Consider the following 20,983-nt stretch of genomic DNA (forward strand, 5'->3'; position numbering starts at 1 on the left):
CTAGCGAGCGTTCTTGAACGCTACGGCAGCGCCGATGAAGTCGCGGAACAGCGGCGCCGGGCGAGTTGGGCGACTCTTGAACTCTGGATGCCCCTGATTGCCGACGAACCACGGGTGCTCCGGCAGTTCGATCATCTCAACGAGCTTGCCGTCGGGAGACAAGCCGCTGATGACCATGCCAGCGTCCACCAGCTGCTCGCGGTACGCGTTGTTGACCTCGAAGCGGTGGCGGTGGCGCTCGTAGATCAGATCCTCGCCGTAAGCCGCGCGCCCCTTGGTGTCCGGGACGACCTTGCACGGATATGTGCCGAGCCGCATGCTACCGCCCATGTCCTCGACGTCCTGCTGGTCGAGCATCAGGTCGATGACGGGATGCTCGGTGACCGGGTCGAACTCGGCAGAGTTGGCGCCGGGAAGACCAGCAACGTGGCGAGCGAACTCGGCCACGGCCACCTGCATGCCGAGGCAGATCCCGAAATACGGCACGAGGTTCTCGCGGGCATAGCACGCCGCGCGGATCTTGCCCTCGATGCCGCGGATGCCAAAGCCACCTGGGACCAGAATGCCGTCCATCTCGGCGAGGATCTGGTCGACCTCCTCGGGAGTGAGCGACTCGGCGTCGATCCAGTGAGTGTTGACCTTGTGGTCGTGGAAGATACCAGCGTGGTCGAGCGCCTCGTTCACGGACAGGTAGGCGTCGGGGAGTTGCACGTACTTGCCTACCAGCGCGATGTTCAGCTCGTCGTGAAGCGACTCCGAGTGCGCCACAAACGCATCCCACTCGGTCATGTCAGGCTTGCCGCACTTCAGGCCCAAGCGGTCGATGACCATCTCGTCGAGGCCTTGCGCGGCCAAGTTGCGCGGCACCTCGTAGATGCTGCGCGCGTCGAGTGCCGAGATAACGGCGCCGGGATCGACGTCGCAGAACAGCCCGATCTTGCGGCGTATGCCCACGTCGATGGGGCGATCGGAGCGACAGACGATGAAGTCGGGCTGAATACCGATGCTGCGCAGCTCCTTGACAGAGTGCTGCGTCGGCTTGGTCTTCAGCTCGCTGGAAGCGGCGATGTAGGGCACCAATGTGACGGGGATGTAGCACACGTTCTCGCGACCCTTGTCCTTTCTCATCTGGCGAATGGCCTCGAGGAACGGCAGCGACTCGATGTCGCCGACCGTGCCACCTACCTCGGTGAGGATCACGTCGGGCTGCGTCTGCTCGGCGAGGCGGTTCATGCGGTCTTTGATCTCGTTGGTGACGTGAGGGATGACCTGCACGGTACCGCCGAGGAAGTCGCCGCGGCGCTCGCGGCCGATCAGTGTCTGGTATACGGAGCCGGCGGTGACGTTGCAGTCGCGCGTGAGCGACTCGTCGATGAAGCGCTCGTAGTGGCCCAGATCGAGGTCGGTCTCGGCGCCGTCGTCGGTCACGAAAACCTCGCCGTGCTGGAACGGGCTCATGGTGCCGGGGTCGACGTTGAGATACGGGTCGAGCTTCTGGATCGTTACCTTCAGTCCGCGCGCCTTGAGCAGTCGGCCGAGAGACGCAGCCGTGATGCCCTTGCCGAGTGAAGATACGACGCCACCGGTCACGAAGATGTGCTTGGTCGCCATGGGTCTGGTTCCAGCTCCTAACTTTGGCCGACTTAAGTTCCTCCCCGACTGTTCGATTCTAGCCGTCGGAGGATTGGGATTGGGGACTTGTTTTCACGGAGTTGTGGGAGGCGGGGTCATCGGCGGGCAGGCGGCCGAGTCCGTCAAGGTACGAGAGCAGCGGGTTTGCCGAGATGACGCGCGAAAAGCTCCACTTTTCAGACGCGAGATTGAGAGCAAGAACGAGCGCCGCGAACGCGGCCAGACCCCAGACGGGCAGCGCCGCGACGACGAACAGCCCTGCGACGGCGCCCGCAGGGTTGGCTCCAGCGTCGCCGAGCATCGCGCGCTCACCCACGTCCTCGCGCCAGACGGCGACGACGGGCCCGAGCGCGAACAGCGCCAACATCGCAGCGCCGGCGGCGAGGCTGGTCGCAGGCAAAGGGCCGACTCCGGGAACGTTGGGCCACGCCGTCACCGCCCCGAGCACGCCGAAGATGGCGAGCACCGAGTAACTTTTGAGCGCGCGGCCGGGGCGAAGGTCGAGCAGGTTGAGCAGGTTCGACGTCAGCGCGATCGCCGCGCCCGCGAGCACGGTCAAACCCACTCGGGCCAGCAGCGAACCGCCCGCCGCGCGTCCCCACGGAGCGAAGCCAGAGACGATGCCCGCCACCACAAGCGAGGCGGCCGAGATGCCGAGCAGCTTGAGCATCCCGGTCGTGAGCCGCCCTTTGGCCAGCGCGCGCGTGTGGCCGCCGAAACCGCGATCGTCGGGCGAGCCCAAAGCGTCGTCGATCAGTCCGAGTGCAAAGACCGCGAGCGCGAGCGGGCCGGCGAGGATCAGTAGGCCGACCGGAGACGGCCCTGCCTGCGCTGAAGCCAGCAGCAGTGAGGCTGCCATGGCCCCTCCTGCCCACAGCACCCACACCACTCCGAGCCCGAGGTGCACCTCTCGGCCGCGGAAGTTGGTGCGCGGGGGTGAGGCGTCCAGCGAAGGGGCGAGCATGCGCATTCCGAGCCAGGGAACGCCGACTCCGAGCACCAGTCCAGTGGCTATCCAGGTCGCGGCGGTCACTGGGTGGGTTTCTCGGCGAGGATGGGGCGAAGCACGACTGCGATCAGCGCCGATCCGAGTGGCAGGATGAGGAACGCCGGCACGATGATGCCGCTGTCTTCAGTGAGATACGAGAGCACACACGCCACCGAGCACGCCCAGATCGCAGCGCGCAGGGCGGGGTTGTCCTCGAGCGCCGAGGCAAGCTCGGAGGGTCGGCGAAGCAGCATGATGGCGGCGAACGCAATCAGCGCGTAGAGCGCCCACGCCCACTCGGTCTCGCCTAGGACGCGCGCATTGGTCGAGGCCTTGCGGGCGACGAGCTGCCACAACTGCCCCACGCCCCCCTGCTGGGCGCTCGTGACCGAGCGGGCTAGGTGCGTCTTGGGGCCGTGCCCGAACACGTCGATCGCCGCAAATGCCGCGATGAGCAGCACGATGACTATCAGTGCGACGAGCACCATCTTCCAGGTGATCCGCCGCCCGTTCATCAGCGCCCATGCCACCACGAAGCCTGCCGAACCCCAGACGGCAACACCCACGTTCGCGCCCAGGAACGGCGCCGCCGCCGAGACCACCACGAGAGCTCCAAGAAGTGGGAGCCCGATGCGACGAAGGGCGCCCGCCCAGCGGGCTTCATGCCAGCGATCGAGCAGTAGGGCAACTCCCACGATGGACGCGCCGACGATGTAAGCGGCGGGCTGATTGCCCATGCCGTAGTAGCGCGCCGACTGTAGTGGCGAGTAGCCGGTGAAGTTAATGAAGGATAGCGGCGCGCCAAAGAACTGGTCGGCCACGAGCAAGACGACCGCGAACAGCGACAGTGCCGCGGCGGCCGTGCGCAGACCGGCGAATCTCCAGACAGCCAGCCCCGCGGCGAGTAGCACGAGCGACGCAGCGAGGAGCATCGCGATCGCCGCAATCGGCGAGCCAACGTTGGGGCTCACCACGAACATCAGCCAACCCGCCGGCTCCACGGCGAGAAGCGCCAAGGCAACCACGCCGAGCGCAATCGCACAGACGCGCTGGGCGCGCGGCACGACGCGATCGCGAAGCGCGATGAAGAGCGCGGCGAACGCAAGTGCCGCGGCGAACAGCTTGATGTAGGTGTCAGCGACCTGTGATCTGACGCCGTCGATCGAGACCGCCGTTGTATTGAGCGCGACAAGATGCGCGATCCGCTCCTCGGCCGCCGCAGGCCCTTCGGCGCTGGTGAGCGAACTTCCAACAACTTGGACCGGGCGCGTGACGCCGGCGGCCTGCAGCGCACCCGCCGTGATGTCGAGGTTGGTGAGAATGCCCGCACGGTGGGTCGATGGCGAGTCCAAGTAGCCGTGCAGACCCATACCCGACACAAGCAGCGGGCCGAAGCCCTGAATGTTGCTCACCGGATCGCTTGCAGGCGACTGTGCCGCGACCATCAACGTGTCGCCGGAGCGCGTGTGCGCCTGCGCGAGCGCGACCACTCGGTCGAGCTCAGTGACGGCTGCGGCGTGTTGCGCTGCGGCTACGTTGGGCGCGACCTGCCCGGCGTTTCGGCGAGCGCGATACGCATCCCCGGGATCGAGGGTGAGCAGCGCAGGCCCGCCGTGTGCCGTCGCGCTGGCGTCAAACGCGGCCAAAGCTCGTGCGAACGCCGAGACATCGGTCTTGACGCCGTAGGGTGCGGCGCTGGCTTGCTGCAGCAGGTCGGGAGAGACGTCGCCCGCGTCGACCAAGCCACGTTCGTCGATCGAGGCGACAGCGGCCGGTCGCTGCAGCCGAGGGCCGCCGCCAATCTGCTCGCCCGCGTCGGAGTTGCCAATCGCCCCGGTCACGCCGCCAGCGTCATGGATCGCCTGCCCGAGCGTACCGATCACCACGTCGGACTCCGGATCGGCGTTGGCCGCAAGCGTCATGGGCATACCCGGGAAGCAGATGATCGAGCCGCCAACGGCGTGGCCTGTAGTTCGTCTGAACACCTCGGCGGCCGACAGACCACCCACGCTCTCGGTGACGTTGTAGGCAGGAGGCGCTAAGAAGTTGGGCGTGGCCCAGTTACCTGCCGAGATGTCCAACGCACCCTCGAGCGCCGTGGGCGGCTCGCCGTTCTCGCGATTGCGCATGCGAGCGTTGACGTTGCCGATCGCGCCCGTCTCGGCGAGGTGCCAGAGTGTGGGTGTCGCCGTGGGAGTGATATCGGCCCAGGTGAGGCCGGTAGCTATGACAATCGTCACTCGCGGGGATGCTGGAGCGGCGGCGGCAACGGCAGCTCCGGACGTCGCCAGGCACAGCGCGACGAGCGCAGCGACTGCGATAGCGATGGTCCACGCACGCTTCATTCACTGTCTCCACGAACGGCTCTTGGACACGGCTGTGCCACGTCTCGCCGAGCGGTCTCGGCCCTGCTTCGGGGGGATTGGCAGTGCGGGTGCGTGAAGTCGCGACCCGGGCACCGTGCCCGTTCGAAGTATAACAGTCTTACAGTTGGGTTCCGCGGTGCCGCGGTGTCTAAGCCATTCGCTACACTGGTGCGAGCTAGGGTCGACATCCACGGCCCTTCGACACCGACCACGCCGAGGAAAGGCACATCCATCAGCAAACCCTCCATCGCGCGCTCGACTGCCCTGATGTCAACGCTGACACTGGTATCGCGCATCACCGGCTTGCTTCGCGCCTGGGCGATGGCGGTCGTGCTGGGCACCTACGTTCTGGGCGCCGCGTACTCGGTGTGCAACAACATCCCCAACATGATCTTCGAGTTCGTCGCGGGCGGAATCATCGCCTCGTTGTTCATCCCCACGTTCATGGAACTGCGCGAGCAGAAGAGCGACGAGGAGGCGTGGCTGTTCACCAGCCACATCTTCAATCTCGCGGTGGTCAGCCTCGCCACGGTCGGCATCATCGGGACCGTGTTCCCGGCACCATTCGTCTGGACGCAGACGTTCTCTCTTTCACCCGCACAGGCAGCTGTCGTTGTACCGGTTGCGACCTATCTGTTCCGTTTCTTCGCGCTACAGGTCGTGCTCTACGGCGCCGGCTCCATTATCTCGGCGCTACTGAATTCGCAGCGCGAGTACTTCTGGCCAGCGGTCGGTCCGATCTTCAACAACCTCGTGGCCATCGCCACGATGATCGCGTTCGCAGCAATGCACGGGCAGCTCACCGGTCCCGGTATGACGCAAGGCTGGGCACCGGCGGTCTTGGCAGGTGGAACCACGTTGGCGGTCGTCGTCATGTTCGCGGTGCAAATACCCGCGGTGCTCAAGACGGGCTGGCGTTGGTCTTGGGGGTTCGGGCTGAAGGACCCTGCGATCCGACGCCTGTTGCGTCTCGCGGTTCCCACCGTTCTCTACGTCGCCACGAACATGATCGCCGTGTCGGTTCGTAACTCCTCGGCGTTCGGCGCCAATACCAACTTGGGTGGACCGGCAATTCTTACCTACGCGTGGATGTTCTACCAGCTCCCCTACGGCATCCTCGCCGTCGCGCTAGCCACAGCGGTGTTCACCGAACTCGCCGATGCGGCTGGCCGCCACGACGCCGGCGATTTCCGCTCGATCTTCTCGCGCGGCATGCGCGCCACCGGAGTTTTGATCCTTCCGACGTCGGCGATTCTCGTCGCGCTGGCAATTCCCTTGATGAGGCTGTTCCGCTTCGGCGCTTTTCGAACAAGCGATATCCCCGTGGTCGCAGGTGCCTTGCGCTGGTGGGCCGCCGGCCTGGTCTTTTACGCAGCGACGATGTTCCTGCTGCGCACGTACTACTCGCTCAAAGACACCTACACCCCGATGTGGGTCAACCTGATTCTCACGTTCGCTGTGCAGATCCTGCTCTACCGAGTGCTCACAACGGGCATCGGCGCTTGGCATGGTCTGGGAATCGACGGCATCCCCATCGCCGACTCGGTCTTCTACCTCTGCATCTCGGTAGTGCTGGCCCTCATGCTGCGCAAGAAGATCGGCGGCTACGATGCTCGCGGCGTCGCCGTGACCTACCTCCGCATGGCGATCGCCTCGATCGTGGGAGCCATCGTCGCGTGGGGCATAGCACAGCTGCTTACGACTTCCATGGGCGGCGGCGTCGGCTCGGCGCTGACTCAGATCGCCACCGGAGGCATCGTCGGCCTGCTGGTAGCGTTTGGGGTGGCACGGCTGCTCGGCGTCGCCGAGATCTCCATCGCCACCGACCTCGTGGCGCGAGTCGTCTCCCGCCGCACCGGCCGCTCATGACCGACATCGCGGTCCTGATTCCGGCGCACGACGAGGCGACTCGCATCGCCGCGACCGTCGCCGCCGCGGCCGCGATTCGCGGCGTGACACGCGTAGTGGTGGTCGACGACGGCAGCGAGGACGACACCGACCAGGTCGCCGAGAGGGCCGGCGCCAAGGTGGTGCGGCTCTACGGCAACCGCGGCAAGGGCACCGCGCTGGAGGCCGGCGCATCGCGGGTGGAGAACGCCGACATCATCCTGCTGCTCGACGGCGACCTTGGCTCGACCGCCGCTCAGGGAGAGGCGCTGCTCGCTCCCCTACTTGCCGGCGAGGCTGACATGTCCATCGCATGCTTCCCACGGGTCGAGAACGGCAGGGCGGGGTTCGGCATGGTAAAGAACCTTGCACGCTGGGGCATCCGTAAGCTCGGCGGGCCCTTCGAGGCAACGTCTCCCCTCTCAGGACAGCGCGCCCTGACTCGCGCGTGCTTCGCGACCGTGCGGCCGTTCTCGGCGGGCTATGGGGTCGAAGTTGGACTCACAATCCGTGCGCTGCGCGCCGGCTTCAAGTTGACCGAGGTCGAGACTACGATGGCTCACGCAGCCACAGGCCGAGACCTCAAAGGGTTCGTCCATCGCGGACAGCAGTTCGTGCACGTCGCCATCGCGCTCGCGAAACTCGCGGGCGAAAAGACGCCGGTCAGGCGCACCGGCGGCGAGATCTAGGGCATCTGGGCGCGGCGCCTCACGCGGCACGCATACCGTTCGCGCGCGTACGTTGCCTCCCTACGGCTTCGGCACCGCCGGGAACGGGCTCGCACCTCTGACGCTGTTGCTGTAGTAGCCCTGCTGCCCACCGGTCAGAAGCGCTACCAGCGTGAAGCGGCCCGCGCTGGTACCCAGCGTGTCGAACGCCGAGAGCTTGCGCGCGGCGGCAGCCGCTGCCACGCCTGAGTTCGAGTCGATCGTCTCGGCACCCATCGCATACATACCGGCGGCCCCATACGCCTGAGACACGTCGAGGCCCGCCACGTCCGGCTGGCCGTCGAACGCGGCCAGGTCGACCGCCATCGTCGCCACGGTCGACGCCGAGAACCCCGAGAGCTTCATCGCGCCCGACGAAACGAGCGCATCGCTGAGCGTGTGCGCCGTAGCCGCTCCACTCCACTCGGCGGCCAACTGCTTAGCGACCTGCTCGCGCGTAGGTGTCACGGTCGCACTGCCCATGGCCGAAGCCGCTGCGCTCGCGATGGTCGACTGCGACAGGCCGAAGCCGGGCTTGGACAGTGTCACGACAGCCGCAGTACCCCCGGCGCCCTTGACTGCCTTGACGGCCTCATCGGCACCCTCTCCCGACGCACCGCTGGTCAGGATCATGACGGTTCGCCCAGCGAGGCGTCCGGCGGTCCACTCGTCGGTCATCTGCGAAGCGTAGGCGTCTTCCAGACTCAGGGAAGACCTCAGCGCGGTGTTCTGCTTCTTGATGGTGTTGAACTCGGACTGCAGGCTTGAGACGAGCGCGCGTTGCTGCGAGTCGAAGACGCCTTGGCGAACGACCAAGCCGCCCAGCACGATGCCGATTGCGAGCGCCAAGAAGACGGCGACGAGCGAGGCGATGTGATAGCGCAGGTTGTACATGGTCACCCTTCGATGTGCCGAGTCGAGATGTTACGCACCGAACATGATACGCATGCGCAACACAATCAGCTCGATGAAGGCGCGCGCGGAAGGCGAGATGAGGATGACCGTGCCCACGACGACGATGCCGGCGACCAGTATCAGGAACAGGTAGCTCGGGCTGACCGAGGCGCGATAGAGCTTGTTGACGCCCTTGGCGTCGACGAGCTTGGGGCCGACCTTGAGACGCACGAGGAACGTCGAGGCCATCCCTTTGCGGCCCTTGTCGAGGTACTCGACCAGGTTAGCGTGCGTGCCGACCGCAACGATAAGGTCGGCTCCAGACTCCCACGCCAGCAGGAGCGCGAGGTCCTCGCTGGTGGCCGCCAGCGGCCACGCGACCCCGTCGAGCCCGAGCTCCTTCAGGCGCGCCATTCCGGGCGCTCGGCCGTCAGGGTAGGCGTGCACGATCAGCTCGGCGCCGGACTTCAGCGCCACGTCGGTCACCGAGTCCATGTCCCCCACGATCACGTCGGGCTCGAAGCCCGCCTCCATGATCGCGTCGGCGCCACCGTCGACTCCGATCAGCACCGGTCGCATCTCGTTGATGTAGGGCTTAAGCGTGTCGAGGTCTTCCTTGAAGTCGTAGCCGCGGACCACTACAAGTACCTGCCGGCCCTCGATGTGTACGTCGGTCGGCGGCACCCACATCTCATCGATGAGGATGCCTTTTTCCTTCTCGAGGTACTCGATCGTGTTGCGCGCGAACCGGTCGAGCTGCTCGCCGAGACCAACCTTCGCGGCCTCCATGCGCTCCTCGACATCCTTGACCGAGAGCCTCGTCCCCGTCGCGATGACTTTCTTGCCAGACAGGATCTCGTCGCCGATCACCTGTATGATGTCGCCCTCATGGATCTGCTCGAAGATCTCGCATCCAGCCGCGTCGATGAGCGTGACTCCACCGCGCGTAAGCAGCAGCGGGCCGAGGTTGGGGTAGGCGCCGGAGATCGAAGGAGCCGCGTTAACGACAACCTCGACGCCAGTCTCGAGCAGCGACTCAGCGCTCACGCGATCCATGTCAACATGGTCGATGATCGCGATGTCGTCCGGCCCCAGTCGTTTGACCAGGTCTTTTGTTCGCTTGTCGAGTTTCGCGACGCCCTCGTGGCGCATGTGTCTCCCACGGATTGAATTCGCACGCCCATGCAGCGTTCATCGCACCACGCCAGCACCGTGCCGACTGCGAATGCTACCACTCGGCATGCGCCGTCGTGTGACGTCCGAGTGGAGATGCTCGGTCAAATCGGCTGCTTGGCCGCTCGCAACAGTTCGCGTGCGTGGGCGATGGCCGTCGTAGAGTCGTTACCCGCAAGCATGCGAGCAATCTCGGCGACTCGAGACTCCGCCTCGACCAGCTGAACACTCGTGGCCGCCGAGAGTTCTCCTAGCGACTTGCTCACCACCAGCTGGGCATCGGCATACGCGGCCACCTGCGCAAGGTGCGTGACGACGATGACCTGATGGCTCTCGGCGAGCTTGGCAAGCCTGCGCCCGACGGCATGTGCGGTCGCCCCGCCGATACCCGCATCAATCTCGTCGAAGACGAGCGTCTCGACGGTGTCCGCCTCGCCCAGCACACCCTTGAGCGCCAGCATGACGCGCGAGATCTCGCCTCCCGACGCGATCTTCGCGAGCGGCCGCGGGGGCTGACCGGGTGCGGGAGCGAAGAGGAATTCGATGCGGTGCGAGCCCTCGGCTGTCCAATGGTCGAAGGCCAGATCGCTGATCGCGACCTCGAAACGCGCACCTTGCATGGCCAGGTCGCTGACAGCAGCACCCAGAGCGTCGATGAAACTCGGCACCGCACCTGCTCGGGCCGCCGCAAGCCGATCCGCTGCAACCCGCAGGTCGCCTTCTGCCGCCTCAACGGCCTCGTCGGCAGCACGCATGCCCTCTTCGCCCGCGTCGAATGCGGTGAGCGATGCCACGGCATCATCTCGGGTGGCAATCACGTCGTCTAGGCGCGGGCCGTACTTGCGAATCAAGCCATGGAGTTCGGCGGTGCGCGCGAGCAACGCATCGAGTGACGCGGGATCGTGCTGGATCGCGTCGCGGTACGCGCGAAGCTCGGCGCCGGCGTCGTCGGCGAGCGCGCCAGCCTCGACTAGCCGCTCCGCCAGCGCATCGAGCGCGGGGTCGATGCCGGCGCTCTTCGCGAGTTCGGCGATGGCGAGCGCGAGGCAGTCGGTGGCTCCTCCATCGCCGCGAACGAGCTGCACGGCTTCGCTGGCCGCATCGGCGAGTCGCTCGGCATGCTGCAGCGCTGGCAGGCGAGCTTCGATCTCGGCATCCTCACCGGGAAGCGGTGCGGCAGCGCCGATTTCGTCGGCGACAAACCGCAGGTAGTCGGCGTTGCGGGCGCCCTCGGCGAGCTGTGCGGCCAGATGGTCGCGGGTCGCCACGGCGTCGCGGTGCGCGGTGCGCGCGGCTCGATACTCGTCGCGTGCGTCGGCGGCCGCGCTTCCCGCCCACCGGTCGAGATAGCCGACGTGGCTCGCAGGCTGCAGTAGCGCCTGGTGATCGTGTTGTCCGTGCAAGTCGACGAGCGGCCCGAGCTTCTCGGCGAGCAAGCCGACGGTCGCCATCTCGCCGTCGAGCGTGCAGCGGCTCCGGCCGTCGGCACTCACGCGACGGCGTGCGACGATCTCCTCCCCCGCCGCACCGAACCGGCCCTCGACCATCGCCTCGGAAGCGCCCGCCCGCACGGACCCAGAGTCGGCTCGATCGCCGAGCAGCAGCTTGAGCGCGCCCAGGAGCGCCGTCTTGCCGGTGCCGGTCTCGCCGGTGAGCGCCGTCATGCCCGGGCCGAACTCGAGCCATGCCTCCTCGATGAGAGCCAGGTCGCGAACGTGCAGCTCGTCGAGCATGTCTAGCCCCCGAAGAACTCGGACGAGAGCGTCTCGTAGAAGTGGCGCCCGTCGAGTTTGACCAGCAACACGTCGACCGATCCGCGGGACACTGTGACGCGCTCCAGGAGCTGCCGGCACGGCGTTGGGTCGCCGTCGACCACGAGACAGGCGTCTGCGCGCGTCGGGTCCGGAAGGGTGATTTCGACCGTGTCGTTGACGTCTGTGACGATGGCGCGGGATCGCAACGTGTGCGGCGCCACCGGTACCACGACCATGCCGCCGAATCCCGGCGCGACAGCAGGGCCGCCCGCCGAAAGCGCGTATGCGGTGGATCCGGTCGCGGTAGCGACCACGATTCCGTCGGCGCGGGCTTTGAGGATGGAGTGGCCGTCGATCGTCAGGTCGAACGCGACCACGCGCCCCGAAGGACCGCGCGATACGACGATCTCGTTGAGCGCGAGATAGCTGCCAACCGGTCGGCCGTCCATGATGACCTCCGCGCGCAACGTGGCGCGCCGCTCCACGCGAGCCTCCCCCGACAACGTCGTCTCGATTGCCTCGCGCATGTGCTCGGGGCTCGCTCCAGATAGGAAGCCGAGTCTCCCGAACTTCACCCCGAGCATTGGGATCTCAGCGCCGCCGAGCAGATGCACGGCCTTCAGAATCGTGCCGTCGCCGCCCAGTGCAACCGTGAGCGCCAGATCGCCGAAATCGGTCGACGCCACGCCAAAGTCCGCGAGTCCGGACTCCTCGGCGTCAGACTGCGCCAGCACGGGCTCGAGCCCCTGTCCGAGCAGCCACGTCGATAGCTCGGCAGCCGCGGCCACCGCGCCAGGATGCCGCGTGTTGGGTACGAGCAGAACCCGCATGCTCACAAGCCTCCCAGCTTCTCGTGTGCTAGGGCGACGACCTCTTCGGCCGTCGCCGCAGTTGACTCTCCATCGCGCCCCGCCCACAACCAGAACTCGATGTTACCCTCCGGGCCCTTGATGGGCGAGAACGTCAGGCCCCTGATCGCCAGTCCGGCCTCGTCTGCGGCGGCGGCGGCCCCACGCAAGACCTCGATGTGGACGGCAGGGTCTGTTACGACGCCCTTTTTTCCCACGTGCCCCTTACTCGCCTCGAACTGCGGCTTTACCAGCGCGACGAGCATACCCGCCTCACCGAGCAATGCCACAACGTGCGGCATCACAGCCCGCAGCGAGATAAACGACACGTCGACCACCGCAAGGTCGAAAGGCGCTCCAAGCTCCGTGGGATCGGTGGCGCGGATGTTGGTGCGCTCTACGACAGTGACGCGGTCGTCCGTGCGAAGTGACCAAGCGAGCTGTCCATAGCCGACGTCGATCGCGACGACATCCGACACACCACGCTGGAGTAGGCAGTCGGTGAATCCGCCGGTGGATACACCCACGTCGACCGCGTGGGCGCCCGAAACGTCGATGCCGAAGACCTCCAGGGCACCGTCCAGCTTCTCCCCACCGCGCGAGACGAAGCGTCGGTGCGCTGTGATTTCGATGACGGCGTCCTCAGTGACGGGCTGCCCAGCCTTGGTGACGATCTCGCCATCGACGCGCACGTCCCCGGCGAGCACGGCCGCCCGCGCTCTTTCGAGCGACGGCAACAGCCCGCGCTCAGCGAGCTCCGCGTCGATGCGGCGCCGTGTCACGATCGTCCGCCTCTCCTGCTGAGTCCAGCGAGCCAGAGCTCGACGCCACGTCCTCGAGGCGACCGACGACCGCGGCCGTCACGCCTTCAGGGGTAAGCCCCATGTCCGAGAGCAGGCGCGAAGTCGCACCGTGCGTAACGAAGCAGTCCGGAATGGCGAGCCGCAGCACGGGTACGGTCAGCCGAAGATCGGCCAGCGCCTCGCAAACGCCGCTGCCGAAGCCACCCATGCTGGTGTTCTCCTCGACGGTAACCACCAAGCGGTGGGAGTTGGCCGCCCACGAGATCGTCTCAAGGTCGAGCGGCTTGACCCACCGAGCGTTGACCACACTTGCCGAGACCCCCGCGGCCTCGAGCAGGTCAGCAGCAGCTAGGCATGTCTGCGTCATGCGCCCTGCAGCCAGCATCGCGACGTCGCTGCCTTCTCGGCGGATGTCGGCCTTGGCGGCCTCCCAGGCCCGGGCCTCGGCGGGCAGCTCGAGACCGATGCCGGCACCACGCGGGTAGCGGATGGCCACGGGCCCGTCTGCGACGATTGCCGTGTGCAGCGCCTCGGCGAGTTCGATCTCGTCGGAGGGCGCGAGAATCGTCATGTTGGGGATCGAGCGAAGGTACGTCAGGTCGAAGACGCCGTGGTGAGTGGGGCCATCCTCGCCCACAAGGCCCGCGCGGTCCAAGCAGAACACCACGTGCAGGTTCTGCAGCGCGACATCCATGATCAGCTGGTCGTAGGCGCGCTGCAGGAACGTCGAGTAGATTGCGACCACCGGGATGCGGCCGCCCACGGCCATGCCGGCGGCCATGCCGACAGCGTGCTCCTCGGCGATACCGACATCGTAGAAGCGGTCGGGATAGGCCTTTGCGAAGCGGTCCAGCCCGGTTCCCGACGGCATTGCGGCGGTGATAGCCACGATGCGGTCGTCGCGGGCCGCCTCGGCTACGAGAGAGCGCGAGAACGCCTCGGTGAAGCTCATCGGACCGCCACTCCCGTTGACCTTGCCGGTCGCGATGGAGAACGGGCCGATTCCGTGGAACGCGTCGGGGTGATTCTGGGCGTGCTCGTAGCCTTGGCCCTTGCGTGTCACGGCGTGAATGATCACCGGGCCATCGATGCTCTTGGCGCGCTCGACCGAAGCCTGCACCTGCGCGATGTCGTGGCCGTCGATGGGGCCGACGTACTTCAGCCCCAGCTCCTCGAAGAGCATCCCAGGCACGAGGAGCTGCTTGAACGACTCCTTGACCGCCTCGCCAGCGCCGACCATGACGCGGCCGATGGGGTGGATCGCGAGTGCCGACTCCACACCGTCGCGAAGGCGCGTGTAGCGCGGATCCAGACGCACGCGAGCCAGGTAACTCGCCAGCGCGCCCACGTTCTGCGAGATCGACATCTCGTTATCGTTGAGTACGATCACCAGCCGCGTACCGAGATGCCCGATGTGGTTGAGTGCCTCAAACGCCATCCCGCCGGTGAGCGAACCGTCCCCGATGACCGCCAAGATCGTCTCGTCACCGCCGCGTGCGTCACGCGCCAGCGCCATGCCGAGCGCGACCGAGAGCGAGTCGGAGGCGTGACCGGTGTCGAAAGCGTCGTACGGGCTCTCGCTGCGCTTGGGGAAGCCGCACACGCCGCCGTACTGTCGAAGCGTGTCGAAACGGGCGAGCCGTCCGGTGATGAGCTTGTGCACGTACGACTGGTGGCCGACGTCGAAGATGATGCGGTCGGCCGGGCAGTCCAGTGCGCGGTGGATGCCGAGGGTCAGCTCCACCGCTCCCAGATTGGGAGCGAGATGCCCGCCGGTCGCCGAGACGGTGTGCACAAGCTCGTCGCGGATCTCCTTGGACAGACGCGTCAGCTGGACGTCAGAGAGTGCTTTGACGTCGCAGGGCGCGCTTATCGAGTCAAGGATGCGTTCGGGCACCGAGCGAGATCATCTCCATTGCGTTGCTTCTGGCTTGGCTACGGGCCGTCAGATGAGGATACTTCCCCCGCTGCCTGCGGGACAACGAGCGTAGACGCCGTGTTACCGCTCGGCAGCCGACGGGTCGTCGGCGTCTTGAAGGCTCTCGGCGGGCGATTCTTCGGCCCAAGCGTCGTCGGCGTCCTCGAAGTCGTCGGAAACCGAGTACTCGCTGACCTCAATCACCTCGGCGACGAAGTTGCCGTCGTCGTCGGAGATAACGACGTCCTCGATGACCGCGACACCTTCGACCACAACGGTCTCGTCTTCCCCCGACGTCTCGACAGCAGCCTCCGGCTGCGCTGCCTCGGGCACTGCGACAGCATCCTCCACCGCACCAGAGACCTCCTCACCACCAAGCTCGGGTGGCGTGGTGCCGACCCAGTCCTGGTGGTCGATCAGCTCGGTACAGGCGTTGGCGAGACGAACGCCCTCCTCGAGCAGATCGAGGCTCTTCTCCAGTGACGTGTCCTTCTTGCGCACCTGCGACACGATCTCCTCGAGTCTCGTGCGCGCCGTGCTGAAGCTGTACGATTCGTCGGCCATGCTACTCAGGCTCCTGATCTGCATGCTCTTCGCGCCTCAAAGCGATCTTACCGAGCACTCCGTTGACGAACTTCGACGAGTCCTCGCCGCCGTATACCTTGGCCAGCTCGACTGCCTCGTTGATCGCCACGCTGGGCGGGACCTCGGCGTCGTAGAGGATCTCGTAGGTGGCAATGCGCAAGATGTTGCGGTCGACCAGCGGCATGCGCGTCACGGCCCAGTTCTCCGAGACCTCGCCGATCATCTCGTCCAGGCCGTCGATGTACTTCTCAACACCGCCGACAAGCTCTCGGCAGTACTCATCGGGCTCGCCGTCTTCCAGCGAGTACATCTTCAGGCCGAGAATGCGGCTGATGGTGTCCCCGGTTATGTCGCGTTGATAGAGGATCTGCAACGCCTGGCGGCGCGCGCGGGTACGCTCAAGCATCCGCTACTCGGCGAACACGATGCCGTCGACATATACGTCGACGCCGGCGATCTCGACGCCCACCTGGCTCGAGACTGCGTCCGCTACGGCAACCTGCACCGCGGTGGCGACGTCCTTGAGCTTGTGGCCATAGAGCACCTGGATGTGGATCGTTGCGGTGATGCCTCCGTCTTCGGCAACACACACGTCGACGGCGCGAGCGCCCTTGCGGGCACCTTTCTGGACCAGTCCGGCGATGCCGGGGGCGCCGACGGCTGCAACGCCTTCGACGGTCTCGGTGGCCATGGTCACGATTGTGTCGAGGACTCCGGGCGCGATACCCAGGCCTTCGAGGCGAATCTCATCAGACATCGTCGTCTCCCTTGCTGGCGCCTAGACCGACATCTCGGTCTCGACGAAGTCAGTATAGACGTCGCCTCTCTGGAAGGCCTCGTTCTCCACGACCGCCTGATGGAACGGGATCGTGGTAGGAATGCCCACGACGATGAACTCGTCCAGGGCGCGACGGGCGCGCGCGACAGCTTCGTCGCGCGTCTCGCCCCACACGACCAGCTTGCCCAACAGCGAGTCGTAGGTGGGCGGTACACGGTAACCGGAGTAGACGTGGCTGTCGATGCGCACTCCGAAGCCGCCAGGAGGGTTGAACACTTCGATCAGGCCGGGGTGCGGCCGGAAGTTGTGCGCGGGGTCTTCGGCATTGATGCGGAACTCGATGGCGTGTCCACGCTTGACGATCTCGGCCTGCGTCTTGTGGCGCATCTCCTCGCCTGCGGCGATACGAATCTGCTCCTTGATCACGTCGACGCCCGTAATCTGCTCGGTGATGGGATGCTCGACTTGGACGCGCGTGTTCATCTCCATGAAGTAGAACTTGCCGTCGGTGTCGAGCAGGAACTCGATCGTGCCGGCGTTTTCGTAGTCGACGGCGCGCACGGCCTTCATCGCGGCCTCGCCCATCGCGGCACGCAGCTCGGGGGTCAGTGCCGGGCTCGGCGCTTCTTCGACGAGCTTCTGGTGACGACGCTGGATGGAACAGTCGCGCTCGTAAAGGTGCACGGCATTGCCGTGTGAGTCGGCCAAGATCTGCATCTCGACGTGACGCGGGCGCAGTAGGTACTTCTCGATGTAGACCTCGTCGTTGCCGAACGCCGCAGCTGCTTCGGTCTTGGCGGCCACAAGGTTAGACTTGAGCTCCTCGGCGTCCTTGGCCACGCGCATGCCCTTGCCACCGCCGCCCGCACTCGCCTTGATAAGTACGGGGAAGCCGACCTCCTCGGCGAAGCGCAGCGCCTCGCTGTAGCTCTCGACGATGCCGTCGGAGCCCGGGACGGTCGGCACGCCAGCCGCCATCATGGTCTCGCGCGCAACCGACTTGTCACCCATACGATCGATCGCGTCGGGCGACGGACCGATGAAGACGATTCCCGAGTCGGCGCAGGCACGCGCGAAGGCGGAGTTCTCGGCGAGGAAGCCGTAGCCGGGGTGGATCGCTTGCGCTCCGGTACCCAGAGCCGCCGAGATGATGTTGGACATGTTGAGGTAGGACTGAGGGGCCGGCGTTGGGCCGATGCAAACGGCATGGTCGGCCATGGCGACAGGCAAGGAGCCCCGGTCACCTTCCGAGAAGACGGCTACGGTCTCGACGCCCATCTCCTTGGCGGCACGGATGACGCGAAGCGCGACTTCGCCGCGGTTCGCGATCAGGATGCGATCGAACACAGATGACCTCCGGCTTTAGGCGGGCTCGTAGTAGAACAGCACGGCGCCGTACTCGCACAGGTCACCGTTCTTGGCCGCGATCTCGCGGATCACTCCGGCCTCCTCGGCGGGAATCTCGTTCATGAGCTTCATCGCCTCGAGGATGCACAGCGGCTGGCCTTCGACGAACGCGTCCCCCACGTGCACGAATGCGGGCGTGCCGGGAGACGGTGCCTCGTAGAAGGTGCCGACCATGGGTGCGACAACCGTCTTCCACTCCGCAGGACGTGCGCCTGGGACTGGGGCGGTCAGCGGGGGCTCGGACGCCGGTGCGGGCGCTGTGGATGCGGACGCAGTCGCTGGGGCGGCTGCAGGAGCGGCGACTCCGCCTCGACGCACCGTGACCTTGGACTCGCCCTCTTCGATCACGATTTCGGAGATGTCTGAGGCCTCAACGACCTTGATGAGTTCACGGATCTGGTTGACGTCCACCGAGTCTTCCTCCCTGACAGTGTGAAGTTCTTCGCTCATCATGAAGACCGCCTTCTCGGCGCCCTCCTTGTGGGAACTCAAGTACGTGCGCGCCTCGTTGGGGAAGAGGGCGTACATAAGCACGTCCTCCTCGCTCTTCGCGAGATCCCCAATCTCTGCCTCGACCTCGGCATACGTGGTGGTGACCAGCGAGCCAGGCCGAATGTCGGCCGCAAGGGGTGCATCGCCGCCCAGAACCTTGTCGACGACCTCGGTGTTCATCGGACCCGGCGCCTTGCCGTAGTAGCCACGGATGTAGTCACGCATCTCTTGCGGCACGATGTTCCAGCGCTTGCCGGTTAGGACGTTCATAACCGCCTGCGTGCCGACGATCTGCGAAAGCGGCGTCACGAGCGGCGGGTACCCAACCTCCGCGCGAACCTTCGGGATCTCGGCGAGCACGTCGGGGAGCCGGTCCAAGGCCTTTTGCTGCTCCAGCTGCGAAACGAGGTTGCTCATCATGCCACCGGGGACCTGGTGGCTGAAGACCTCCATCGACAGAAGCGTGGTAATGCCGCGCTTGAGGTGCTTGCGCTCGCGCACGCCCTCCCAGTACTCGGCGATCTCGAAAAGCAGGTCGAGGTCCAAACCGGTGTCGTACGGCGACTCCTTGAGCGCAGCGACGATCGTCTCGACCGCCGGCTGGCTGTTGCCGAAGGCCAGCGCAACGACGGCGGTGTCGACGATGTCGGCACCCGCCTCGGCGGCCTTCACGTAGTTCATCGGGGCCATACCACCGATGTAGTGACAGTGAACGTGGACCGGCAGGCCGATCTCGGTCTTGAGCGCACGGACCATCTTCTCGGTACGGAACGGCGTCAACATGCCAGCCATGTCCTTGATGCAGATGGTGTCGGCGCCTAGCTCCTTGAGCTGCTGCGCGTACTCGAGATAGGAGTCCAGAGTGTGCACCGGGCTGACGGTGTAGGAGATGGCACCCTCGAACAGGCCGCCGCACTCCTTGACCGCGGCCGCCGAGGCCTCGACGTTACGGATGTCGTTGAGCGCGTCGAAGACGCGGAAGACATCGATTCCGTTGCGCTTGGATGCCCGAACGAAGCGTGTGACGATCTCGTCGGAGTAGTGCTTGTAGCCCACGAGGTTCTGGCCTCGGAGCAGCATCTGAATCGGCGTGTTGGGCAGGTGCTTCTTGACCGTACGCAGTCGCTCCCAAGGGTTCTCGTCGAGGAAACGCAGGCACGAGTCGAAGGTCGCACCGCCCCACGCCTCTATCGACCAGTAGCCGACTGAGTCCATCTTCGGGAGGATCGGCAGCATGTCGCCGATCTCCATGCGCGTCGCCCACAACGACTGGTGCGCGTCGCGCAGTGTCGTGTCGGTGATGTGCACAGGTCGCATCGCTTCTCCCTCGTGAATACGAGAATGGATGGGTCGCTCCGACCTTCTCAAGGTTCCGGCCCGCCAAGAAGGTGCGTAGTCCAAAGATTATATACGAGGCCGGGCGCGGCCGACATGCCTGCGCCCGGCCCGATAAGCCAGCTGGTGTCGCATACCGCGCTAGACGCGCGTGATGTAGCGCCCGTCGCGCGTGTCGATCCGTAGGCGCTCGCCCACGTTGATGAACATCGGGACTTGAACCACAGCACCGGTCTCCAGCGTCGCAGGCTTGTTGCCGCCTTGTACCGTGTCGCCCTTGAAGCCGGGATCCGTCTCGGTGACCTCGAGCTCGACGAACATCGGCGGCTCGACACCCAGGTATTCGCCGTCGGCGGTCATGACCTCGACCTCGTCGTTCTCGCGGGGCCACTTGGCCTGCTCGCCCACGAACTCGGCGTCAAGTTCGACCTGCTCGTAGTTGCTGGTGTCCATGAAGTAGAACGTGGCGCCGTCGTTGTAGAGATACTGCATCTTCTTGTTCTCGATGCGCACGTCGTCGAACTTCTCGCCCGAACGGAACGTGTACTCGACTACTCGGCCGCTCTGCAGCTCCTTGAGTTTGGTGCGCACGAACGCACCACCCTTGCCAGGCTTGACATGCTGGAAGTCGATGATGACCCAGCGCTTGCCGTCGTGGAGAATGCACATGCCGTTCTTGAACTGCGCGGTGGTAACAGGCACTTCCGCACTCCTTCTTCAACGCGTCGTCCGCGTGTGCAGACGTCAGCTATAGCTCCAACAGATCCTTGGTCGACCGGGTCAGGACTCGTGCTCCAGACTCATCGACGACCACCAAGTCTTCGATTCTAACACCGCCGAACCCCGGCACATAGATGCCCGGCTCCACGGTCACAACAGACCCCAGCGGCACTCTGAGTTCGCTTCTGGGCCCGAGACCCGGCAGTTCGTGGATCTCGAGGCCCACGCCGTGACCGAGCCCGTGACCGAAGTACTCGCCGAATCCACGCTGCGCGATCACCTCGCGCGCTGCACGGTCGATCTCGCTGCCTGTGCGCTCCGGGCAAACCGCAGCAGTGCCCGCGGCGTTTGCGGTCAGGACCGCGTCGTAGATCTCGCGATGTCTATCGCTCGAGCTGCCGATCACGACCGTGCGGGTCATGTCCGCGCAGTAGCCGCCGACACGTGCCCCGAAGTCTAGAACCACAAAGTCACCCTCGGTCAGAAGCCGCTCGCTCGGATTCGCGTGTGGCTTGGCCGCGTTGGGCCCGCTTGCCACGATCGGGTCGAACGCCACTCCTTGGCTGCCGGCTCGGCGCATGAAGAACTCCAGCTCGAGCGCGACATCCCGCTCCGAGACGCCGGGCCTGAGCACGCCGGCCAAGAGATGGTCGAACGCCGCGTCCGTGATCTGCTGCGCGGCGTCGATGCGCTCGA

Annotated in this window: 18 protein-coding genes; 2 read left to right on the forward strand and 16 right to left on the reverse strand. The window is 65.7% G+C overall.

Going from position 1 to position 20,983, the window contains the following annotated elements:
• From P4L93_02030 to P4L93_02040, 3 genes are read right to left on the reverse strand one after another with little or no spacing between them, the layout of a single operon-like run.
• The gene (locus P4L93_02030; GenBank protein MDR3685724.1) at nt 1-1,611 is read right to left on the reverse strand and encodes a CTP synthase; all 1,611 of its coding nucleotides are present in this window, start codon (nt 1,609-1,611) and stop codon (nt 1-3) included.
• Nucleotides 1,612-1,669: 58 nt separating this feature from the next.
• Nucleotides 1,670-2,665: a hypothetical protein gene (locus tag P4L93_02035; GenBank protein ID MDR3685725.1), complete on the reverse strand. Its 996-nt coding sequence runs from the start codon at nt 2,663-2,665 to the stop codon at nt 1,670-1,672.
• Entirely contained in the window at nt 2,662-4,965 is a 2,304-nt protein-coding gene (locus tag P4L93_02040) for a hypothetical protein (GenBank protein MDR3685726.1), read from the reverse strand. Before P4L93_02040 ends, P4L93_02035 begins: the two co-directional genes overlap by 4 nt.
• A 189-nt stretch (nt 4,966-5,154) precedes the next feature.
• Here P4L93_02040 and murJ point away from each other — a divergent pair, with 189 nt between their 5' ends.
• Nucleotides 5,155-6,855, forward strand: coding sequence for a murein biosynthesis integral membrane protein MurJ (murJ, locus tag P4L93_02045; protein MDR3685727.1), 1,701 nt, complete (start codon nt 5,155-5,157; stop codon nt 6,853-6,855).
• A complete protein-coding gene (locus P4L93_02050) occupies nt 6,852-7,562 on the forward strand; it encodes a glycosyltransferase (GenBank protein MDR3685728.1) in 711 nt (236 codons plus the stop codon). Before murJ ends, P4L93_02050 begins: the two co-directional genes overlap by 4 nt.
• A gap of 60 nt (nt 7,563-7,622) precedes the next feature.
• Here the strand turns inward: P4L93_02050 and P4L93_02055 are convergent, their stop codons facing one another.
• The 13 genes from P4L93_02055 to P4L93_02115 form a co-directional block, all read right to left on the reverse strand.
• Nucleotides 7,623-8,474, reverse strand: coding sequence for a copper transporter (locus P4L93_02055; GenBank protein MDR3685729.1), 852 nt, complete (start codon nt 8,472-8,474; stop codon nt 7,623-7,625).
• 30 nt (nt 8,475-8,504) lie between these two features.
• Entirely contained in the window at nt 8,505-9,626 is a 1,122-nt protein-coding gene (gene steA / locus P4L93_02060) for a putative cytokinetic ring protein SteA (GenBank protein ID MDR3685730.1), read from the reverse strand.
• A 125-nt stretch (nt 9,627-9,751) separates the two neighbouring features.
• Nucleotides 9,752-11,380 carry a DNA repair protein RecN gene (locus P4L93_02065; GenBank protein ID MDR3685731.1) on the reverse strand — a complete coding sequence of 543 codons (1,629 nt, stop codon included), beginning with the start codon at nt 11,378-11,380 and terminating at the stop codon, nt 9,752-9,754.
• Between the two features lie 2 nt (nt 11,381-11,382).
• Nucleotides 11,383-12,231 (reverse strand): NAD(+)/NADH kinase, encoded by an 849-nt coding sequence (locus tag P4L93_02070; protein MDR3685732.1) that lies wholly within the window; start codon nt 12,229-12,231, stop codon nt 11,383-11,385.
• A gap of 2 nt (nt 12,232-12,233) precedes the next feature.
• Entirely contained in the window at nt 12,234-13,031 is a 798-nt protein-coding gene (locus P4L93_02075) for a TlyA family RNA methyltransferase (protein ID MDR3685733.1), read from the reverse strand.
• Entirely contained in the window at nt 12,997-14,949 is a 1,953-nt protein-coding gene (dxs, locus tag P4L93_02080) for a 1-deoxy-D-xylulose-5-phosphate synthase (protein MDR3685734.1), read from the reverse strand. Before dxs ends, P4L93_02075 begins: the two co-directional genes overlap by 35 nt.
• Nucleotides 14,950-15,051: 102 nt before the next feature.
• Nucleotides 15,052-15,534 carry an exodeoxyribonuclease VII small subunit gene (gene xseB, locus P4L93_02085; protein MDR3685735.1) on the reverse strand — a complete coding sequence of 161 codons (483 nt, stop codon included), beginning with the start codon at nt 15,532-15,534 and terminating at the stop codon, nt 15,052-15,054.
• 1 nt (nt 15,535) lies between these two features.
• Nucleotides 15,536-15,961, reverse strand: a complete 426-nt coding sequence (gene nusB, locus P4L93_02090; GenBank protein MDR3685736.1) for a transcription antitermination factor NusB — start codon at nt 15,959-15,961, stop codon at nt 15,536-15,538.
• A gap of 3 nt (nt 15,962-15,964) precedes the next feature.
• Complete coding sequence (locus P4L93_02095; GenBank protein ID MDR3685737.1) at nt 15,965-16,312, reverse strand: Asp23/Gls24 family envelope stress response protein; 348 nt, start codon at nt 16,310-16,312, stop codon at nt 15,965-15,967.
• A gap of 21 nt (nt 16,313-16,333) precedes the next feature.
• The gene (gene accC, locus P4L93_02100) at nt 16,334-17,680 is read right to left on the reverse strand and encodes an acetyl-CoA carboxylase biotin carboxylase subunit (protein ID MDR3685738.1); all 1,347 of its coding nucleotides are present in this window, start codon (nt 17,678-17,680) and stop codon (nt 16,334-16,336) included.
• Between the two features lie 15 nt (nt 17,681-17,695).
• On the reverse strand, nt 17,696-19,549 hold the full coding sequence (accB, locus tag P4L93_02105; GenBank protein MDR3685739.1) for an acetyl-CoA carboxylase biotin carboxyl carrier protein: 1,854 nt from the start codon (nt 19,547-19,549) through the stop codon (nt 17,696-17,698).
• A gap of 159 nt (nt 19,550-19,708) precedes the next feature.
• A complete protein-coding gene (gene efp, locus P4L93_02110) occupies nt 19,709-20,269 on the reverse strand; it encodes an elongation factor P (GenBank protein ID MDR3685740.1) in 561 nt (186 codons plus the stop codon).
• 46 nt (nt 20,270-20,315) lie between these two features.
• Nucleotides 20,316-20,983: M24 family metallopeptidase (locus P4L93_02115; protein ID MDR3685741.1), on the reverse strand; the 668-nt coding region annotated here is incomplete at its 5' end.

Source organism: Coriobacteriia bacterium (assembly GCA_031292615.1).
Taxonomy (GTDB): Bacteria; Actinomycetota; Coriobacteriia; order Anaerosomatales; family JAAXUF01; genus JARLGT01.

What these genes read in the sequence shown, in the direction of transcription:
- P4L93_02095 (MDR3685737.1), bottom strand. Translation starts at nt 16,312, where the DNA reads ATGTCTGATGAGATTCGCCTCGAAGGCCTGGGTATCGCGCCCGGAGTC.
- accB (MDR3685739.1), bottom strand. Translation starts at nt 19,549, where the DNA reads ATGCGACCTGTGCACATCACCGACACGACACTGCGCGACGCGCACCAG.
- P4L93_02050 (MDR3685728.1), top strand. Translation starts at nt 6,852, where the DNA reads ATGACCGACATCGCGGTCCTGATTCCGGCGCACGACGAGGCGACTCGC.
- steA (MDR3685730.1), bottom strand. Translation starts at nt 9,626, where the DNA reads ATGCGCCACGAGGGCGTCGCGAAACTCGACAAGCGAACAAAAGACCTG.
- P4L93_02030 (MDR3685724.1), bottom strand. Translation starts at nt 1,611, where the DNA reads ATGGCGACCAAGCACATCTTCGTGACCGGTGGCGTCGTATCTTCACTC.
- xseB (MDR3685735.1), bottom strand. Translation starts at nt 15,534, where the DNA reads ATGGCCGACGAATCGTACAGCTTCAGCACGGCGCGCACGAGACTCGAG.
- P4L93_02040 (MDR3685726.1), bottom strand. Translation starts at nt 4,965, where the DNA reads ATGAAGCGTGCGTGGACCATCGCTATCGCAGTCGCTGCGCTCGTCGCG.
- nusB (MDR3685736.1), bottom strand. Translation starts at nt 15,961, where the DNA reads ATGCTTGAGCGTACCCGCGCGCGCCGCCAGGCGTTGCAGATCCTCTAT.
- P4L93_02055 (MDR3685729.1), bottom strand. Translation starts at nt 8,474, where the DNA reads ATGTACAACCTGCGCTATCACATCGCCTCGCTCGTCGCCGTCTTCTTG.
- P4L93_02065 (MDR3685731.1), bottom strand. Translation starts at nt 11,380, where the DNA reads ATGCTCGACGAGCTGCACGTTCGCGACCTGGCTCTCATCGAGGAGGCA.
- P4L93_02070 (MDR3685732.1), bottom strand. Translation starts at nt 12,231, where the DNA reads ATGCGGGTTCTGCTCGTACCCAACACGCGGCATCCTGGCGCGGTGGCC.